At 66.2% G+C, this 15,428-nt stretch carries 12 protein-coding genes; 7 read left to right on the top strand and 5 right to left on the bottom strand.

The genetic code is table 11. From position 1 onward, the window contains the following. Nucleotides 1–193 precede the first annotated feature (193 nt). The 3 genes from phoA (at nucleotide 194) to AB0876_RS25005 (ending at nucleotide 2,428) form a co-directional block, all read left to right on the top strand. Complete coding sequence (phoA, locus tag AB0876_RS25015; protein ID WP_526043201.1) at nucleotides 194–1,696, top strand: alkaline phosphatase; 1,503 nt, start codon at nucleotides 194–196, stop codon at nucleotides 1,694–1,696. A 172-nt stretch (nucleotides 1,697–1,868) separates the two neighbouring features. Further along, on the top strand, nucleotides 1,869–2,213 hold the full coding sequence (locus AB0876_RS25010; protein WP_526043200.1) for a hypothetical protein: 345 nt from the start codon (nucleotides 1,869–1,871) through the stop codon (nucleotides 2,211–2,213). 74 nt (nucleotides 2,214–2,287) lie between these two features. Next, entirely contained in the window at nucleotides 2,288–2,428 is a 141-nt protein-coding gene (locus AB0876_RS25005; RefSeq protein WP_491841380.1) for a hypothetical protein, read from the top strand. Nucleotides 2,429–2,455: 27 nt separating this feature from the next. Here AB0876_RS25005 and AB0876_RS25000 read toward each other — a convergent pair whose 3' ends face one another. After that, nucleotides 2,456–3,631, bottom strand: a complete 1,176-nt coding sequence (locus AB0876_RS25000) for an FAD-dependent oxidoreductase (RefSeq protein WP_526043199.1) — start codon at nucleotides 3,629–3,631, stop codon at nucleotides 2,456–2,458. A gap of 78 nt (nucleotides 3,632–3,709) precedes the next feature. Here AB0876_RS25000 and AB0876_RS24995 point away from each other — a divergent pair, with 78 nt between their 5' ends. Further along, a complete protein-coding gene (locus AB0876_RS24995; protein WP_491841382.1) occupies nucleotides 3,710–4,273 on the top strand; it encodes a TetR/AcrR family transcriptional regulator in 564 nt (187 codons plus the stop codon). Nucleotides 4,274–4,338: 65 nt separating this feature from the next. Here AB0876_RS24995 and AB0876_RS24990 read toward each other — a convergent pair whose 3' ends face one another. The 3 genes from AB0876_RS24990 to AB0876_RS24980 form a co-directional block, all read right to left on the bottom strand. Beyond that, a complete protein-coding gene (locus AB0876_RS24990) occupies nucleotides 4,339–5,274 on the bottom strand; it encodes a type IV toxin-antitoxin system AbiEi family antitoxin domain-containing protein (RefSeq protein ID WP_526043198.1) in 936 nt (311 codons plus the stop codon). A gap of 127 nt (nucleotides 5,275–5,401) precedes the next feature. Further along, entirely contained in the window at nucleotides 5,402–8,254 is a 2,853-nt protein-coding gene (locus AB0876_RS24985) for an MMPL/RND family transporter (protein ID WP_491840479.1), read from the bottom strand. A 141-nt stretch (nucleotides 8,255–8,395) separates the two neighbouring features. Then, complete coding sequence (locus tag AB0876_RS24980; RefSeq protein ID WP_526043197.1) at nucleotides 8,396–10,330, bottom strand: ABC transporter ATP-binding protein/permease; 1,935 nt, start codon at nucleotides 10,328–10,330, stop codon at nucleotides 8,396–8,398. Nucleotides 10,331–10,597: 267 nt separating this feature from the next. On the opposite strand from AB0876_RS24980, the gene AB0876_RS24975 reads away from it, so the two are divergent. From AB0876_RS24975 to AB0876_RS24965, 3 genes are all read left to right on the top strand, one after another. Then, nucleotides 10,598–10,843 carry a zinc ribbon domain-containing protein gene (locus tag AB0876_RS24975; RefSeq protein ID WP_526043196.1) on the top strand — a complete coding sequence of 82 codons (246 nt, stop codon included), beginning with the start codon at nucleotides 10,598–10,600 and terminating at the stop codon, nucleotides 10,841–10,843. 19 nt (nucleotides 10,844–10,862) lie between these two features. After that, entirely contained in the window at nucleotides 10,863–12,119 is a 1,257-nt protein-coding gene (gene fmdA, locus AB0876_RS24970) for a formamidase (RefSeq protein WP_055115280.1), read from the top strand. A gap of 115 nt (nucleotides 12,120–12,234) precedes the next feature. Next, a complete protein-coding gene (locus AB0876_RS24965; RefSeq protein ID WP_526043195.1) occupies nucleotides 12,235–13,812 on the top strand; it encodes a serine/threonine-protein kinase in 1,578 nt (525 codons plus the stop codon). On the opposite strand, the gene AB0876_RS24960 is transcribed toward AB0876_RS24965, so the two are convergent. Beyond that, entirely contained in the window at nucleotides 13,761–15,374 is a 1,614-nt protein-coding gene (locus AB0876_RS24960; protein ID WP_526043194.1) for an adenylate/guanylate cyclase domain-containing protein, read from the bottom strand. The two genes, AB0876_RS24965 and AB0876_RS24960, sit on opposite strands and share 52 nt — an antisense overlap. Nucleotides 15,375–15,428 lie beyond the last annotated feature (54 nt).

Genomic DNA, 15,428 nt, shown 5'->3' with positions numbered 1-15,428 from the left:
TTGACGCGAGAAACCACAGGTCGTTCCGATTGCAACAACGCGTCATGCCGGCTACCGCAACCATCGGTGCCGATAGACCGGCTATCTGTTTGATTGTCGTTACCCGGGTGTCGACTGTCGGGAAAGTATCGGTTCACGTGCGGCTTCAACCATGTGTGGGCTTGACGGAGATGACGACGATACGGAGACATGGATGAGGCGCAGGCGGTACCCGGTGGTGGCAGCGTTGGTGTGTACAGCGGCCCTGGTTGCCGCCTGCAATGGCGGCAAGGAGGACGACGCGTCCCTTCCGCTGCTGGACCCCGCCGCCAAGGGCACCCTGTCCGAACACGGTGGAGCGACCCGCGCCGGCGACGACCGCAGCTCGCTGATCGCCGAATCCATCAAGAACACCGGCGCCAAGAACGTCATCCTGTTGATCGGCGACGGGATGGGCGATTCAGAGATCACGGTGGCCCGCAACTACGCACAGGGAGCCGGCGGCGCCTTCCCGGGTCTCGACGCCTTCCCGCTGACCGGCCAGTACACCCACTACTCGTTGGACAAGGACGGCAAGCCCACTTACGTGACCGATTCGGCCGCCAGCGGATCGGCCTGGGCCACCGGGACCAAGACCTACAACGGCGCGATCTCGGTAGACATCCACGGCAAGGAGCAGCAGACGCTGCTGCAGCTTGCCAAGGACGCGGGCAAGGCGACCGGAGACATCTCCACCGCCGAGATCCAGGACGCCACACCGGCGGTGCAACTCGCGCACGTCACCGGACGCAAGTGCTACGGGCCGGATGAGACGACCGCGAAATGCCCGACCAATGCGCTGGAGAAGGGCGGCAACGGGTCGATCACCGAGCAGCTGCTGAGCACGCGTGCCGACGTCGTGATGGGCGGCGGCGCCGAAACCTTCCAGCAGGTCGCCAAAGCCGGTGACTACCAAGGCAAGACGCTCGAGGTTCAGGCCAAGGAGCGCGGCTTCACCATCGTGCGCAACGTCGACGAACTCGGCAAGGTGGACAAGGCCGGCCAGGAGGCCCCATTGCTCGGCCTGTTCGCCGAGGGCAACATGCCGACCCGGTGGAGCGGCCCGGTGGCGGGCAAGGGCGGCTACCTGGAACCGGCCGTCGAATGCAAGGACAACCCGGAGCGCAGCGCGTCGGTGCCGACGCTGGCCGCCATGACCCAGAAGTCCATCGACCTGCTCAAGGGCAATGAGAACGGATTCTTCCTGCAGGTCGAGGGGGCGTCGATCGACAAGCAGGATCACGCTGCCAATCCGTGCGGGCAGATCGGCGAAACCGTCGACCTCGACGAGGCCGCGAAGGTGGCCCTCGACTTCGCCGAGGAGAACAAGGACACCCTGGTGATCGTGACCGCCGACCACGCCCACAGCAGCCAGATCGTCGACACCATGAGTGTCGATGACGTCCGCGATGCCGCGGCCGAGGCCAAGCTGCCGTTCGAGGTCACCCGCGACGCCATCTACCCGGGCCTGACCCGCGTGCTGCGCGGTAAGGACGGGCAGGACCTGACCATCTCCTACGGCACGTCGGACAACCTCGATGCCATGGACCAGGGCCACACGGGAGCGCAGTTGCGTATCGCGGCCTACGGTCCGAGCGCGGCCAATGTCGTCGGCCTCAGCGACCAGACCGACCTGTTCTTCACGATGGCCCGCGCCCTGGGACTGAAGGACAACTGACCTCGCGCGGAGTGCGGCACCTTCTCACAGCGGACTGCAGGCAAAGACCAAGCCACGCCATAGCGTGCGATTCGTGATGGTGTCGTGGCCTGAATGTGACCCTTGCGGACCAGTGTTGCCCGAGTGACACAAGTGCACTGATGCACTCCACGTCAGATCGGGGAGGACCACCATGACGGCGCACGCCACCTTCGGACGACTGTTCGGTTACACGGCGCTGAGCGTCGCCGGCGCGCTGGCGGCACTGACGGTCAGCCACGGGATGGCGGCGGCTGCGCCGCGGGCGCCGTTGCCGTCCGACGACCAGACGCCCGCGGTGCCGTTCGACCCGGGCGCGTTGGTCAACGCCATCGACGACTACGCGTCCCTGTTGTCGATACTGACCGGAGGCCACAGTGCTCAGCCCGGCCTCGGCGGGCCGGTCGGCGCTGCTCGGCAACCGGTAGGCACCGTTGAGCAACCCAGCGGTGCCTACCCGATGCTCCCCGGGGTACCGATGCTGCCCGGGGAGCCGTGAACCCAGTGCCTCGATGCACCGTGTATCCGATACCAAGCCGAGAACGATCAATCAGCGGAACGGAGTGAACCATCGTGTACCTCAGCCGAACAGTTGACACGCGCACCACGCGGATCGCCCTTTCGCTGATCCGTTGCCCCATCAAGAGCCGGCGGTATCCCGCCAAGCAGGAGCGCCTGGTCACCGAGCAGGAAGCGGCACTGCTCACCCGGTGAATCAGGGGTGGTTGTGGCCCTGACGGTTCACGCGGCCAGTTCCGCGTCCTCGGCGACCCGCTCGGCGTCGTAGGTGTTGATGGCGACGCTGTCGAGGATCGCGTGCAGTTGCTCTGCCTGTGCATGCGGGGCGAGTTCGGTCGAGCGGTAGATGAGTCCGGCGGCCCGCGCCTGGCGCCGCACGTGGCGGGTGCGATTCATGCGCAGGTCTTCGTAGCGACGCAGCCGCGCAGCGATCTCCTCGGGCTGCGCACCGCGCAGAAGCACGGCCAGCGTCATGGCGTCCTCGATGGCCTGATTGGCGCCCTGCCCGAGGTGGGGCGTGACCGCATGGGCACTGTCGCCCAGGAGGGTGATCCGGTCGGTGGACCAGCGGTCCAACGGTTCCCGGTCGTAGATTCCCCACCGGAACGTGGAGTCCATCGCGTCGATGATCGACAGAACGGTCGGGTCCCAGACCTGGTAGGCGGCGGCGAGTTCGGCGACATCGCCAGGGGCGGTCCAGGATTCGGCCACGGTGAGATTGGTGGGGACGAACGCGACGATGTTGAGCAGGTCGCCGGCGGACACCGGGTAGGCCAGGAAACTCTGCCGGGGGCCCAGCCACATCGCGCTGGCATTCATATCGACGACGCCGCGCAGCCGCTCGGCGGGAATGAGTCCGCGGTAGGCCATGATTCCCTCGCTCACGGGTGCGGCCGGGCGAGTCACCCTGCCCTGCAAGCGGGAGTGGATGCCGTCCGCGCCGACCAGAAGGTCTGCGTCCACGGTTGTGCCGTCGGAGAATTCGACCAGGACCCCGTCACCGTGCTCGGTGGCCCCGACGCAGGAACGGCCCAACTGCAGGGCGCCGGCGGGCAGCGCGTCGGCGAGCACCTTCTGGAATTCCCCGCGGTGCAGGCACCACGTTGTCGCCGGGTCCCCGAAGCCGAGGGCAGACGGCTCACCGGCGATCGGCTCGGCCTGCCAGGTGCGGAACTGATAATGCGTGACGGGACCCGCGATCGCGGCAACCGCAGCGCCCACCCCCAGTGTGTTCAGGACGCGGGATCCGTTGGTCGCGATGGAGACGCCGGCGCCGAGCGCCTTGAGCTCGTGCGCCTGCTCGTACACGGTCGCGTCGATTCCGTTGGCGCGCATGGCGATCGCGGCGGTCAAGCCGCCGATGCCGGCGCCGACCACGGCAACTCGTAGCTGAGCCATGAGATTCTCCTCAATCGCGATAAATGTACCGAGAGGTACGCTATTGACTATAAATGTACCGATCGGTACGGTCAAGGGGTGGCCCGGCCAGCAGATCCCGCAAAGCGTGAAGAGCTGCTGAAGGGCGTCGTGCGCTACCTCGAACAGCACGGGATCGGCGAGATGTCGCTGGCGCCGATGGCCGAGGCCCTGGGCACGAGCAAGCGCATGCTGCTGTACTACTTCGGTGACCGGGCCGAACTCCTGGCACAGGCCCTCGATGCCAGCCGTCCGGAGCTGGGGGAGATGTTCGCCCGTGTCACCCGCCCCGACGAATTCGTCGATGCGGCAACGACATTGTGGCGGGAGCTGACCCTCGGCGGTGAACGGCGCAATGTTCGGCTGCTACTGCAGGTCCTCAGCTTGGCCATCACCGACCCGCAGACCTATGGCGGATCAGCCCGCAACGCGGTCGAGACCATGATCGGTCCGATTGCCCAAGCCTTGACCGCGATCGGCTACGGCGCCGACGATGCGCGGGCGCGGGCCACCCTGGTGGTCTCCGGGCTGCGGGGGCTGTGCCAGGACGGTCTGGTCACCGAGGACGGATCACGGGTCGACGCCGCCGCTGCGCTCCTGATCGCGGCGGCCGTCGAAAGCTAGACCCCGCGGATAGGCAATGCGGCGGATCACTGCTCAATAGTGACTGCAATCCGCCGCAACGACGACTACGCGGCGCGGTCGACTCGAGTGAACTCGCACCCAGGCCCGCATGGGCGACTGGCCACCGCGATCCCGTGCCGCTGCAGGATCTGAGCGATCTTGCTCGCGGTCTGACACGGCCGGTCGAAGACCTGCCCATAGGAAAGCCTGACGGTCGAACGGCCGTCGACTGCGGCATCCAGGTCCCGCTCGAAATCGGCATCGCGCAGCGTCGCCGAATCGTGAAACACCTTGCCGTCCAGCTCGACGACGAGCCGTCCACCGTATTGCGCATCGCGATAGCAGACGCCGAGCGATGACATCGACCGCTTCTGACGTGTGGCTCGCGGCAGACCGTGCGGCCTCTCGACCCGAACAAGATAGCCGTGCTCAAGAACCGAGCAGGTGCCGTCGGCGATGTCGAGCAGCACCGCCTGCAACCAGCGGCGCCGTCGGAGCCGACCGCGAGAGTCGAGGGTTTGCAGCAGCCGCCGAGCAGTGGTGCGCCGAGATTGGCAGGCGTTGGCCAGAACGGCTATGGCATCGAGTTCGCGCGCAGAACGGCCGGCGACGTCGAGTGCGGCTTCCTCGTACCGCATCCGCGGCGGGCCGGCGTTCCACAGCACGCGATCGTCAACGTGGGCGACACGGTGAATGCGGACACCGACCGGCTCAGCCAATGTCGACCGTTGCCGCTCGACGGCGACATGGATGGGTGACGTCTGCACTCCCAACGCCGATTCGAAGCACAGAGCGGCCGGGGCCGCGTAAAGCACTGCAGCCCATGCCCGCTGTATCCACGTCAGCGGACCGGTGTGTGCGACATAAACGCCTGCGTGTACCCGCGCCCACTCATTGCGTCTGAGCAACCGTCGGATTTCGTGCTCAGCCAGGCCCGCATCCAACGCCTGCCGACGCGAGATCACCCCATCCTGTTGACGAAGAGCTTCACCGACATCCACGGAATCGATGCTCGTCGACCGGCGCGATGGTCACCAGAGCCATTCGGCAATCTGTGGATAACCACCTAGGCGGCGGATCACTGCTCAATAGTGACTGCAATCCGCCGCAACGACGACTACGCGTGCTCTAGGTGTTCGACCGCTCCATCGCGCGCGCCACGACGCCGCGCGCCGGGCGCTGACGCACCAGCTGCGGCCACCAGAACCAGCGGCCCATCAGTGCCGCGATCGACGGTGTCATGAAGGACCGGATCACCAGGGTGTCGAACAGCAGACCCAACCCGATCGTCGAGCCGACCTGGGCGACCACGATCATCTCGCTGACCACCATCGACATCATCGTGAACGCGAACACCAGCCCCGCCGCGGTCACCACCGAACCGCTGCCGCCCATGGCCCGGATGATGCCGGTGTTGATGCCCGCGGGCAGCTCCTCTTTGAGTCGCGCCACCAACAGCAGGTTGTAGTCGGCGCCGACGGCCAACAGCACGATCACCGCCATCGCCATCACCATGAAGTGCAGTTCGATGCCGATCAGGTGTTGCCACACCAGGATTGACAATCCGAACGAGGTTCCCAGCGATATCAGCACGGTGCCGACGATCACCGCGGCGGCGATCAGGCTGCGCGTGATGATCAGCATGATGATGAAGATCAGGCACAGGGCCGAGATGCCGGCGATGATCAGGTCGTAGTTGTTGCCTTCCTGCATGTCCTTGAAGGCCGACGCCGTACCGCCCATGTAGATCTTGGAACCCTCGAACGGCGTGTTCTTCATGGCCTCCTTGGCGGCCAGCTTGATCCCGTCGATCAGCTTGATGCCTTCCGGCGTCAGCGGGTCACCCTCGTGAGAGATGATGAAGCGCACCGCTTTTCCGTCGGGGGAGATGAAGCTCTTCATGCCGCGTTTGAAGTCGGCGTTGTTGAAGATCTCGGGCGGCAGATAGAAGGTGTCGTCGTTCTTGGCGTCGTTGAAGGCCGTGCCCATGGCGGTCTGGTTCTCCGACATCGCCGCCATCTGATCCTGCAGACCCTTCTGGGTCTGGTACATGGTCAGCATCATCGTCTTCATCGTCCGCATGGTCTCGATCTGCGGTTGCATCATGGTGGCCATCTGCGGCATCAGTTCGTCGAGGCGATGCATGTCGGGCATCAGTTCCTGGATGCTGTCGGTCAAGGCGTCGACACCGTCGAGGCCGTCGAACACCGAACGCATCGACCAGCAGACCGGGATGTTGTAGCAGTGCGGTTCCCAGTACAGGTAGTTGCGCAGTGGCCGCAGGAAGTCGTCGAAATCGGAGATATGGTCCCGGAGTTCCTTGACGTCGACGACCATCTGGTCCATCTTGCCGACCATGTTGTGCGTGATGCCGCTCATCTCCTGCATCAACGCGATCATCTGATCCATCGTGTTGATGGTCTTCTGCATCTCGTCGGCCTGCAGCAACATGTCGTCGGCGCGGTCGGTCAGGTACTTGCGGTTCATGGTCTGCATGACCCCACCCATGCTCATCTGAGCGGGAATGGTGCTGAATTCCAGCGGTTCACCCTGCGGTCGGGTGATGGCCTGCACGCTCCCGACCCCGGGCACCTCGAAGATCTTCTTGGCGATCCGGTCGATCACGAGGAAGTCCGCGGAATTGCGGATGTCGTGGTCGGTTTCGATGAGCAGTAGCTCGGGGTTCATCTTGGCCGCCGAGAAGTGCCGGTCGGCCGCGGCGTAACCCTCCTGCGCGGGCAGATCGGTCGGCAGATAGTTGCGGTCGTTGTAGTTGGTGCGGTACCCCGGCAGGGTCAGCAGACCGACCAGCGACAGCAGGATGGTGCCCAGCAGCACCGGACCCGGCCAGCGGACCACGAAGGCGCCCAGCCGCCGCCAGAAGCGGATGCGCATGGCGCGTTTGGGTTCGAGCACCTTGCCGAACCGGCTGGCCACCGTGATCACCGCCGGCCCCAGGCTCAATGCAGCCAGCACCGTGACGGTCATGCCGACAGCCATCGGAATGCCCAGGGTCTGGAAGTAGGGCAGCCGGGTGAAATGCAGACACAACGTCGCGCCGGCGATCGTCATACCGGAGCCGAGGACCACGTGCGCAGTGCCGTGGAACATCGTGTAGTACGCCTGTTCTCGGTCCTCGCCGACGCTGCGGGCCTCCTGATATCGCCCGATCAGGAAGATCGCGTAATCGGTGGCCGCGGCGATCGCGAGCGTGACCAAAAGCTGTGTCGCGAACGTCGAGAGGCCGATCAGGTTGTGATAGCCGAGGAATGCGACGAAGCCGCGGGCCACGGACAGCTCGATCACCACCATCACCAGCACCAGGAGCACCGTGATGATGGACCGGTACACCAGCAGCAGCATCGTGATGATGACGAGGAAGGTGACGCCTTCGATGATCTTGACGCTGCGATCGCCGGAGATCTGCTGATCGGCTGCCAGGGCGGTGGGTCCGGTGACGTACACCTTCAGCCCCGGCGGCGGGGACAGCTCCGCGATCAGCTTCTGGACGGCCTCCACCGATTCGTTGGCCAACAACTCGCCCATGTTGCCGGCCATATAGACCTGGACGTAGGCGGCCTTGCCGTCATTGCTCTGGGCGCCGGCCTCGGTGAGCGGGTCGCCCCAGAAATCCTGGACGTGCTCGACGTGCTTCTTGTCGGCCTCGAGCCGGTCGACCATGTCGTTGTAGAACCGGTGCGCGTCGTCGTTGAGCTTGTTGTCGCCCTGGGCCTCCAGCACGATCATCGCCGAGCTGTCGGAATGGAACTCGTCGAACACCTTGCCGACGCGCTTCATCGCGATCACCGACGGTGCCTCTTCGGGGCTCATCGACACCGAGCGCATCTGACCGACCACCTCGAGCGGCGGGACGGTCACGCTCAGAAACGCGAGGAGGGCGATCCAGCCGACAATCACCGGAACGGCGAGTCGACGGATCCATCGAGCAATCCCCGTGTGGGGAGCTCTGGAATCGGCCATCAGGAACCCTTGGTGGTCGGTGGGGAGGACACGATGCAGCGGTCGGGCATTGTGTGAAGGCTTACCTTACTACGCGGTGTCGTTCCCACCGTCTTACCAGACGCGCTACGGCGACAGGCGGCCAGCTTTCGTCACCAGGCGCTATACGCCGACCGGTTCGGCCTCGTCGACTGGGCCCAGCCGCCACCTTCCCTCGCCGAGCAGTTCCAGGTGGGTGTTGTGGTGGCGGTGGACCGTGGAGCGGTGGGTGACGCTGACCAGCACGGTGTCGGGTAGTTCGCGGCGGACCAGGCTGTAGATCATGAACTCCAGCGGCTCGTCGAGCGCCGAGGTCGCCTCGTCGAGGAACGCCACCTTGGGTTTGGTCAGCAGCACCCGGGCGAATGCGACCCGTTGCTGTTCGCCGGGGGAGAGCACCTTGGCCCAGTCGGCGTCCTCGTCGAGCCGGTCGACGTAGCGCGGCAGCGCGACCGCGAGCAGGGCATCGCGCAGCGCCGAATCGGGCAGCGCCCCGGGTTGCTGCGGATAGGACACCACGGTCCGCAGATCACCCAGCGGGATGTAGGGCACCTGCGACAGATACAGCGTCTCGTTGTCACCCTGAGGACACCGCACCGCCCCGGAGGCGTACGGCCACAGCTGGGCGATGCTGCGCAGCAGTGTGGTCTTGCCGGTGCCCGACTTGCCGGTGATGATCATCGCCTCGCCGGCAGCCAGCGACAGGTTCAGATCGTCGATCAACTGCTCGCCCGCCGGGTTGCGCACCTCGACGTCGTCCAGCTCGACCAGGCTGTCGGTATCGGTGGCGAGCCCCGCGACATCCAGTTTGGGCAACTCGCGGCTCTGCTTGTCGGCGGTGACCAACCCGTGCAGGCGGATGATCGACGCGCGGTAACCCGCGAAGGTGTCATAGGAATTGCGGAAGAACGACAACGCGTCCTGGATGGCGCCGAACGCGGCCACCGACTGGTTGACCGTGCCGAGCTGGATCTGGCCGGTGAACAATCGCGGAGCCTGCAGCATCCACGGCAGCGGAATGATGATGTGGTTCATCGACAGGTTCCACCCGGTGAAGGCCATGGTCCGGTTGATGAAGTGCTTGTAGTTGGTGACGACGGCCGCGAAGCGTTCGCGCAGTTGTGACCGCTCGGCCCTCTCCCCGCGGTACAGCGCCACCGATTCGGCCGCGTCGCGCAGGCGCACCAGCGCGTAACGGAATGCGGCATTGAACTTCTCGTTGTTGAACGACAGCCGGATCAGCGGGCGGCCGAGGGCGAAGGCGACCACGGTGGCGAACGCGACATAGACGAACACCGACCAGAACATCGCCCGCGGAATCTCGACCCCGAACAACGAGAGGTCACCGGAGAGGTTCCACAGGATCGAGGTGAACGAGATGACCGAGACAATCGACGAGATGGCGCCGAACGGCAGTGTGCCGTTGCTGGTCTGGTGCGGGGTGTTGGGCTGCGGGCCGGACAACGCGGTGAATACGTCGATGTCGGACTGGATGCGCTGATCCGGGTTGTCGATGGTCTGGTCGATGAACCGGGACCGGTAGTAGGCGCGGCCGTCGAGCCAGTCGCCGGTGAGCCGGTCGGTCAGCCACGCACGCCAGGCCAGCATGAAGCGCTGCGTCATGAAGAGGTCGATCAGAACCCGCGTGACCAGAATCGCGGCCAGCCCCATGAACGTCGCCAGCGCGACCCAGAAGCCGCGGATCCCGGAGTCCCTGACCTCGTCGTTGCCGGTGGCCAAACCTTCGACGGCGACCTGGGCCGAGGTGAACAGGTCGTTGCCCTGATAGCTGAACAGCACCGACAGACGCACGCCGATGATCACCGACAGCAACATCGCGGCCAGGATCAGCCAGGGCTTGATGCTGTGGCGTCCGGTGAAGTAGGCGCCGGTGACGGTCCAGAACTGCCGCCCCCAGGTGGTGAACCGGGCGAGCAGGGTCAGTACCGCCAGGGTGCAGACCGCGGTGATGGTCCAGGCCTGGACCAGCCACCACAGCGAGTGCAGTAGCTCGTTGCTCCAGTCGATCGAGGGCGAGAACGGTTTCAGTTCATTCACCGGGGCCCTCCTGATGTGCCGTCCGGATTACCAGACGTGTCTGCGTGAAGCTACCGCAGCGGATGGGTCCGGCCGCCACGCAACACCGGAAGTCGGACAAGTCCGCCGCGAACGTTAAAAGGTCCAAACTTTGGGGCTCTATTGCCAAAGTGGCGCGCCAATACCGGCGTTCGTCGGTAGTGTGACGTTTGTCGACAGAGCAGGTCCCGGCAACGTTAAGGAAACCTGTTGGTTCTCTACGAATTTCGGTGTGCGTCCGGTTGCGGCGTGACCAAGAAGATGTACTCGATGAGTGCCCGTCCGGACGCGATCGACTGCCCGAACTGCCGGGGCCCTGCGCGCCGGACCATCGCCGCGCCGAACCTGGGCCGCGGTGGCTCGAGCGCCATGGCGCTTCAGGACGCAACCCGCTCCACGGCCGATCGTCCGGCGGTGGTGACCGGATCGCCACCGGCCGGTCGGCGACAGTCAGTGACCACCAACCCGCTCCACCAGAAGTTGCCCCGTCCCTGAAGTCTTCGAAGGAGGATCAATGCCTGAAGTCGTATTCCCGCTCGACTCGACCAAGAAGTTCACCGATCAGGAGAAGCTGGGCCACAACCGGTGGCACCCGGACATCCCGGCCGCGGTGACGGTCAAACAGGGCGACTCTTTCCGGGTTCACTGTCGCGAGTGGTTCGACGGCGCGATCGTCAACGACGATTCGGCCGACGACATCCTCAACGCCCCGCTGACCACGGTGCATGTGCTCTCCGGCCCGATCGCGGTCGAGGGCGCCAAGCCCGGCGACCTGCTGATCGTCGACATCCTCGATGTCGGTCCGATCCCGCAGGAGGACTCCGGGCCGCTGGCCGGCCAGGGCTGGGGCTACACGGGTATCTTTCCCAAGCTCAACGGTGGCGGGTTCCTGACCGATCAGTTCCCGGACGCCTATAAGGCGATCTGGGACTTCTCCGGCCAGAAGGCCACGTCACGCCACGTGCCGCACGTGGAGTTCACCGGCATCGTGCATCCCGGGTTGATGGGTACCGCGCCCTCGACCGGGCTGCTCGGCAAGTGGAACACCCGCGAGGCCGCACTGATCGCGACGGACCCCGACCGGGTGCCGCCGCTCGCCCTGCCGCCGGAACCGCGCGACGCGATTCTGGGCGGGCTGACCGGGGACGCCTTCACCAAAGCAGCCGCCGAGGCTGCCCGCACCGCACCGCCGCGCGAGAACGGCGGCAACCAGGACATCAAAAACCTCACCAAGGGCAGCCGGGTGTTCTATCCGGTGTACGTCGACGGGGCGAACCTCTCGGTGGGTGACCTGCATTTCTCGCAGGGCGACGGCGAGATCACCTTCTGCGGTGCCATCGAGATGGGCGGCTTCATCGACCTGCGCGTCGACGTGATCCCCGGCGGCATGGAGACCTACGGGGTGAGCGAGAACGCCATATTCATGCCGGGTAACACCGATCCGCAGTACTCCGAATGGATCGCGTTCTCCGGCACCTCGGTCACCCTCGACGGTGAGCAGCGCTACCTGGACTCGCACCTGTCCTATCAGCGGGCCTGCCTGCACGCGATCGAATATCTGACGAAATTCGGTTACAGCCCCGAGCAGGCGTACCTGCTGTTGGGTGCAGCACCCATTGAGGGGCGGCTGTCCGGTGTCGTCGATATCCCGAATGCCTGTGCGACGGTGTACATCCCGACTGCCATCTTCGATTTCCCGGTCGCGCCGTCGGCTTCGGGACCGGTGAAGATCGACCCGGGTATGGGGGCCCCGCACTCGTCGTTCGGCTGACGCGTCCGGACACCGCTGGCGGCGGGCCGGGCCGCGGTCGAACTATCCTCGTCACCGAGACGACCGCTGCCCGCCCCACTCCGAGGGGCATGGTGCAACCGGAAAGGATCGCGCAATGACCCCGCCCCCTGGTGCCTCGCGCCTCGGCACCCGGTTCGGACCCTACGAGCTGAAATCGCTGATCGGTGTCGGTGGCATGGGTGAGGTGTACCGCGCCTACGACACGGTCAAGGAACGCATGGTGGCGGTCAAGCTGCTGCGCACCGAGATCGCCGCCGACGCGAGCTTTCAGGAGCGGTTCCGGCGTGAGTCCCGCGTGGCGGCCCGGCTGCAGGAACCCCACGTCATCCCGGTACACGATTTCGGCGAGATCGACGGCGTCCTGTACATCGACATGCGCCTGGTCGAGGGCGCCAGCGTCAAGGAACTGCTGCGGTCGGGCGGCCCGCTCACCCCGGAACGGGCCACTGCCATCGTCACCCAGGTGGCTGCCGCGCTGGACGCCGCGCACGCCGACGGCCTGGTGCACCGCGACATCAAGCCGGAGAACGTACTGCTCACCCCGGACGACTTCGCCTATCTGGTGGATTTCGGCATCGCCCACGTCGGGGGTGAGGCCAGCGTCACCATGACGGGCGTGCTGATCGGGTCGAGCGCCTACATGGCGCCCGAGAGGTTCTCCGGAGGCCCGGTCGGACCGGCCGCCGATGTTTATGCGCTGACCTGCCTGCTCTACGAGATGATGATCGGCCGGCCGCCGTACGAGGCCGGTGATCTGCGCCAGCTGATGAGCGCCCACATGTTCTCCCCGGCGCCCCGACCCAGCATCATGCGTCGCGGCATCCCGCGGGCATTCGACGAAATCGTCGCCAAAGGCATGGCCAAGGACGCTGTCGACCGCTATTCCAGTGCCGGCGAACTGGCCAAGGCTGCCCGAGTTGCCACGACGTCCGGTCCCTCGACGGCACCTCCGCCACCGGTACCGCCCGCTCCGGCTCCCGCGCCACCACCGCTACCGTCACCGACACCGCCATCTCCGGCAGCGACACAGTCGCACCCGCCGGGCACACGGGAGTTCTCGTCGATCTACCCGAACCCGGATCACACCGGCTTCACGCCGTACCCGCCGGCGCCGCCCGCACCGCAAGCGCCGCAGGCTCCGGCCCGCAAGCCGCGGTTCAGCCGGACTCAGCTGAGCTTGATCGTGGCGTCTGTGGGGTTGTTCGGGATCGCCGCGGTGCTGGCCGCAGTGCTTGCCGGCGGCGGCGACAGCTCCTCGACGCACGAGACGCTGACCGCGCCGACCCCACCGAACACCACGTCCGAGTCGCCGACGACGACCACCACGAAGGCCGGCTCGGCGACAGCCGACGTCAGCGGCACCGACGAGCAGGGCTTCATCGATCACACCGCGCGCTGCGTCGAGGGGACCACCCCGGCCGCCGTGATCCGGACCGCGTCGTCACTGGCGGTCATCTGCCAGAGCGGTCCCGATTCCTTCTCCTACCGCGGTGAGCGGCTCAGTGACGGCGCCAATCTCCAGATCCCTACGGCCGAGCGCTCCGGAAACGGTTTCGTGGCAACCAATCCCGCTGACGGTGCCCGCTACGAGGTCGGGCCCGACGGGCTCACCATCAGCAGCTACGGCCACGTCGATTCGTCAGAGCCGCCCCTGGAGTACGGCGAGCGCTGACACGCCGGGGCGTACACGGCCACCGGGTTGGTCTTGCCCTTGAGCGCCAACCCGGGGCGGGCCTCGAAATGACCTTGGTCCCTGGTGAGTTGACTCAACGTGGCCCCGGTGAGCAGCACGGTGTCACCGGTCTGGCGGGTCGCGGTCTCCACCCGGGAGGCGATGTTCACCGCGTCGCCGATCACGGAGAACTCCAAACGCCCTGCGCCACCGACATTTCCGGCCACCACCGGCCCGGAGTTCAGTCCCACGCCCACCGACAGCGTGCCGCTGAACTCGTCGTGCACGGCGGCGGCGATCTGCAGCGCCGCACCCAGGGCGTCGTCAGCGTGCCGGTCCTGGTGCCGGGGCGCGCCGAAGACGGCCATCAGTCCGTCGCCCGCGTACTTGTCCACGTGGCCGCCGTGATCGTGCACGATCGGGACGATTCGCTCGAACAGCCGGTTGAGCGTCGTGACCACCTCGGTGGGCTGCAACTGCTCGGCAAGCGTGGTAAATCCTCGGACGTCGACGAACATCAGCGTGACGTCCACCTCCTGGGCTTCCACCGATCCGGCGGCGCACAGAATGTGTTCGGCCACATCGCGATCCACATAGGTGCCGAAGGTATGACGGATGCGCTCGCGTTCGGCCAGGCCCGCCGTCATCGTGTTGAAACCGGCTTGCAGGCGCCCGATCTCGCTGGCGTCGTCGACCTCGACCCGCGCACCGAAATCACCGGCCTGCACCTGGGCCAGAGCCCGGCGCAGCGCGGTGACCCGCTCGGTGACCGACCGGATGGCGATCAGGATCGCGAACAGCCCGACCACGATCGCCACTGCCACCAGGATCAGGATCGCCGCGAAGGTGCGTTGAGCACGAAAACCGACGTCGGCCAGATAGCCCACCGCCAACACCGCTACGCCGAACAACGGAACCCCGGTCGCCAGCAGCCAGGCCATCATCAGCCTGCGCCCGATTGTGGGGCCGAACCGTCGGTCCGGGGTGGCGCCGTCGAGGGCACGAGCCGACACCGGCCGCATGACCCGCTCGACGATCAGATACCAGACCGCGCTCGTCGAGATACCGCCCAGCGCCACGACACTGAAGATGTACACCGCGGTGGACACCTGCTGACTGAGCGCCAGCGACCCGAAGATCACCGCGCCGACACCCCACACCGCCGCCGACAACCGCACCGCCTCCCCGGAGGCACCCAGTGTCATCCGCTGCTCCTTCGGGGTGGGCGCACGGCCCTCACTGAGCCAGGCGGTGCCTGCGGCGAACCGGTGGCGCCGGACCCGCATCATCACCGGGACCGCGACGGCCAGGAATACGACCAGCACGGTGCCGCCGCGCATCAGCAGGTGTTGGGTGTCGGCCGGGCTCAACACGATGGGAGCAGCGAAGGCCAGGAAGGCGCCGACTATCCCGCCGCCACCGGCGCCGACCACGGCCGCACTGAGCACCCAGCGCTTGAAGGTCTGATCCCGAAGTTCGGCCCCGGCGTCGCGGGGGGTGACGTCGGAGGCGACAGCGACGGGCGCCCTGAGGTGGGCCAGGCCGTTCACGGTGGCATCCATGAGCTGAGCTTGCGCGCGTAACCAGAGCGGCCGATAGCGTAGTCGGCTACCTGC

Origin of the sequence: Mycobacterium sp. NPDC049093 (assembly GCF_040704635.1) — a bacterium.
Classification (GTDB): domain Bacteria; phylum Actinomycetota; class Actinomycetes; order Mycobacteriales; family Mycobacteriaceae; genus Mycobacterium.
Note: the sequence above shows the minus strand (reverse complement) of the source record. Positions and strands in the feature narration are given on the sequence as shown.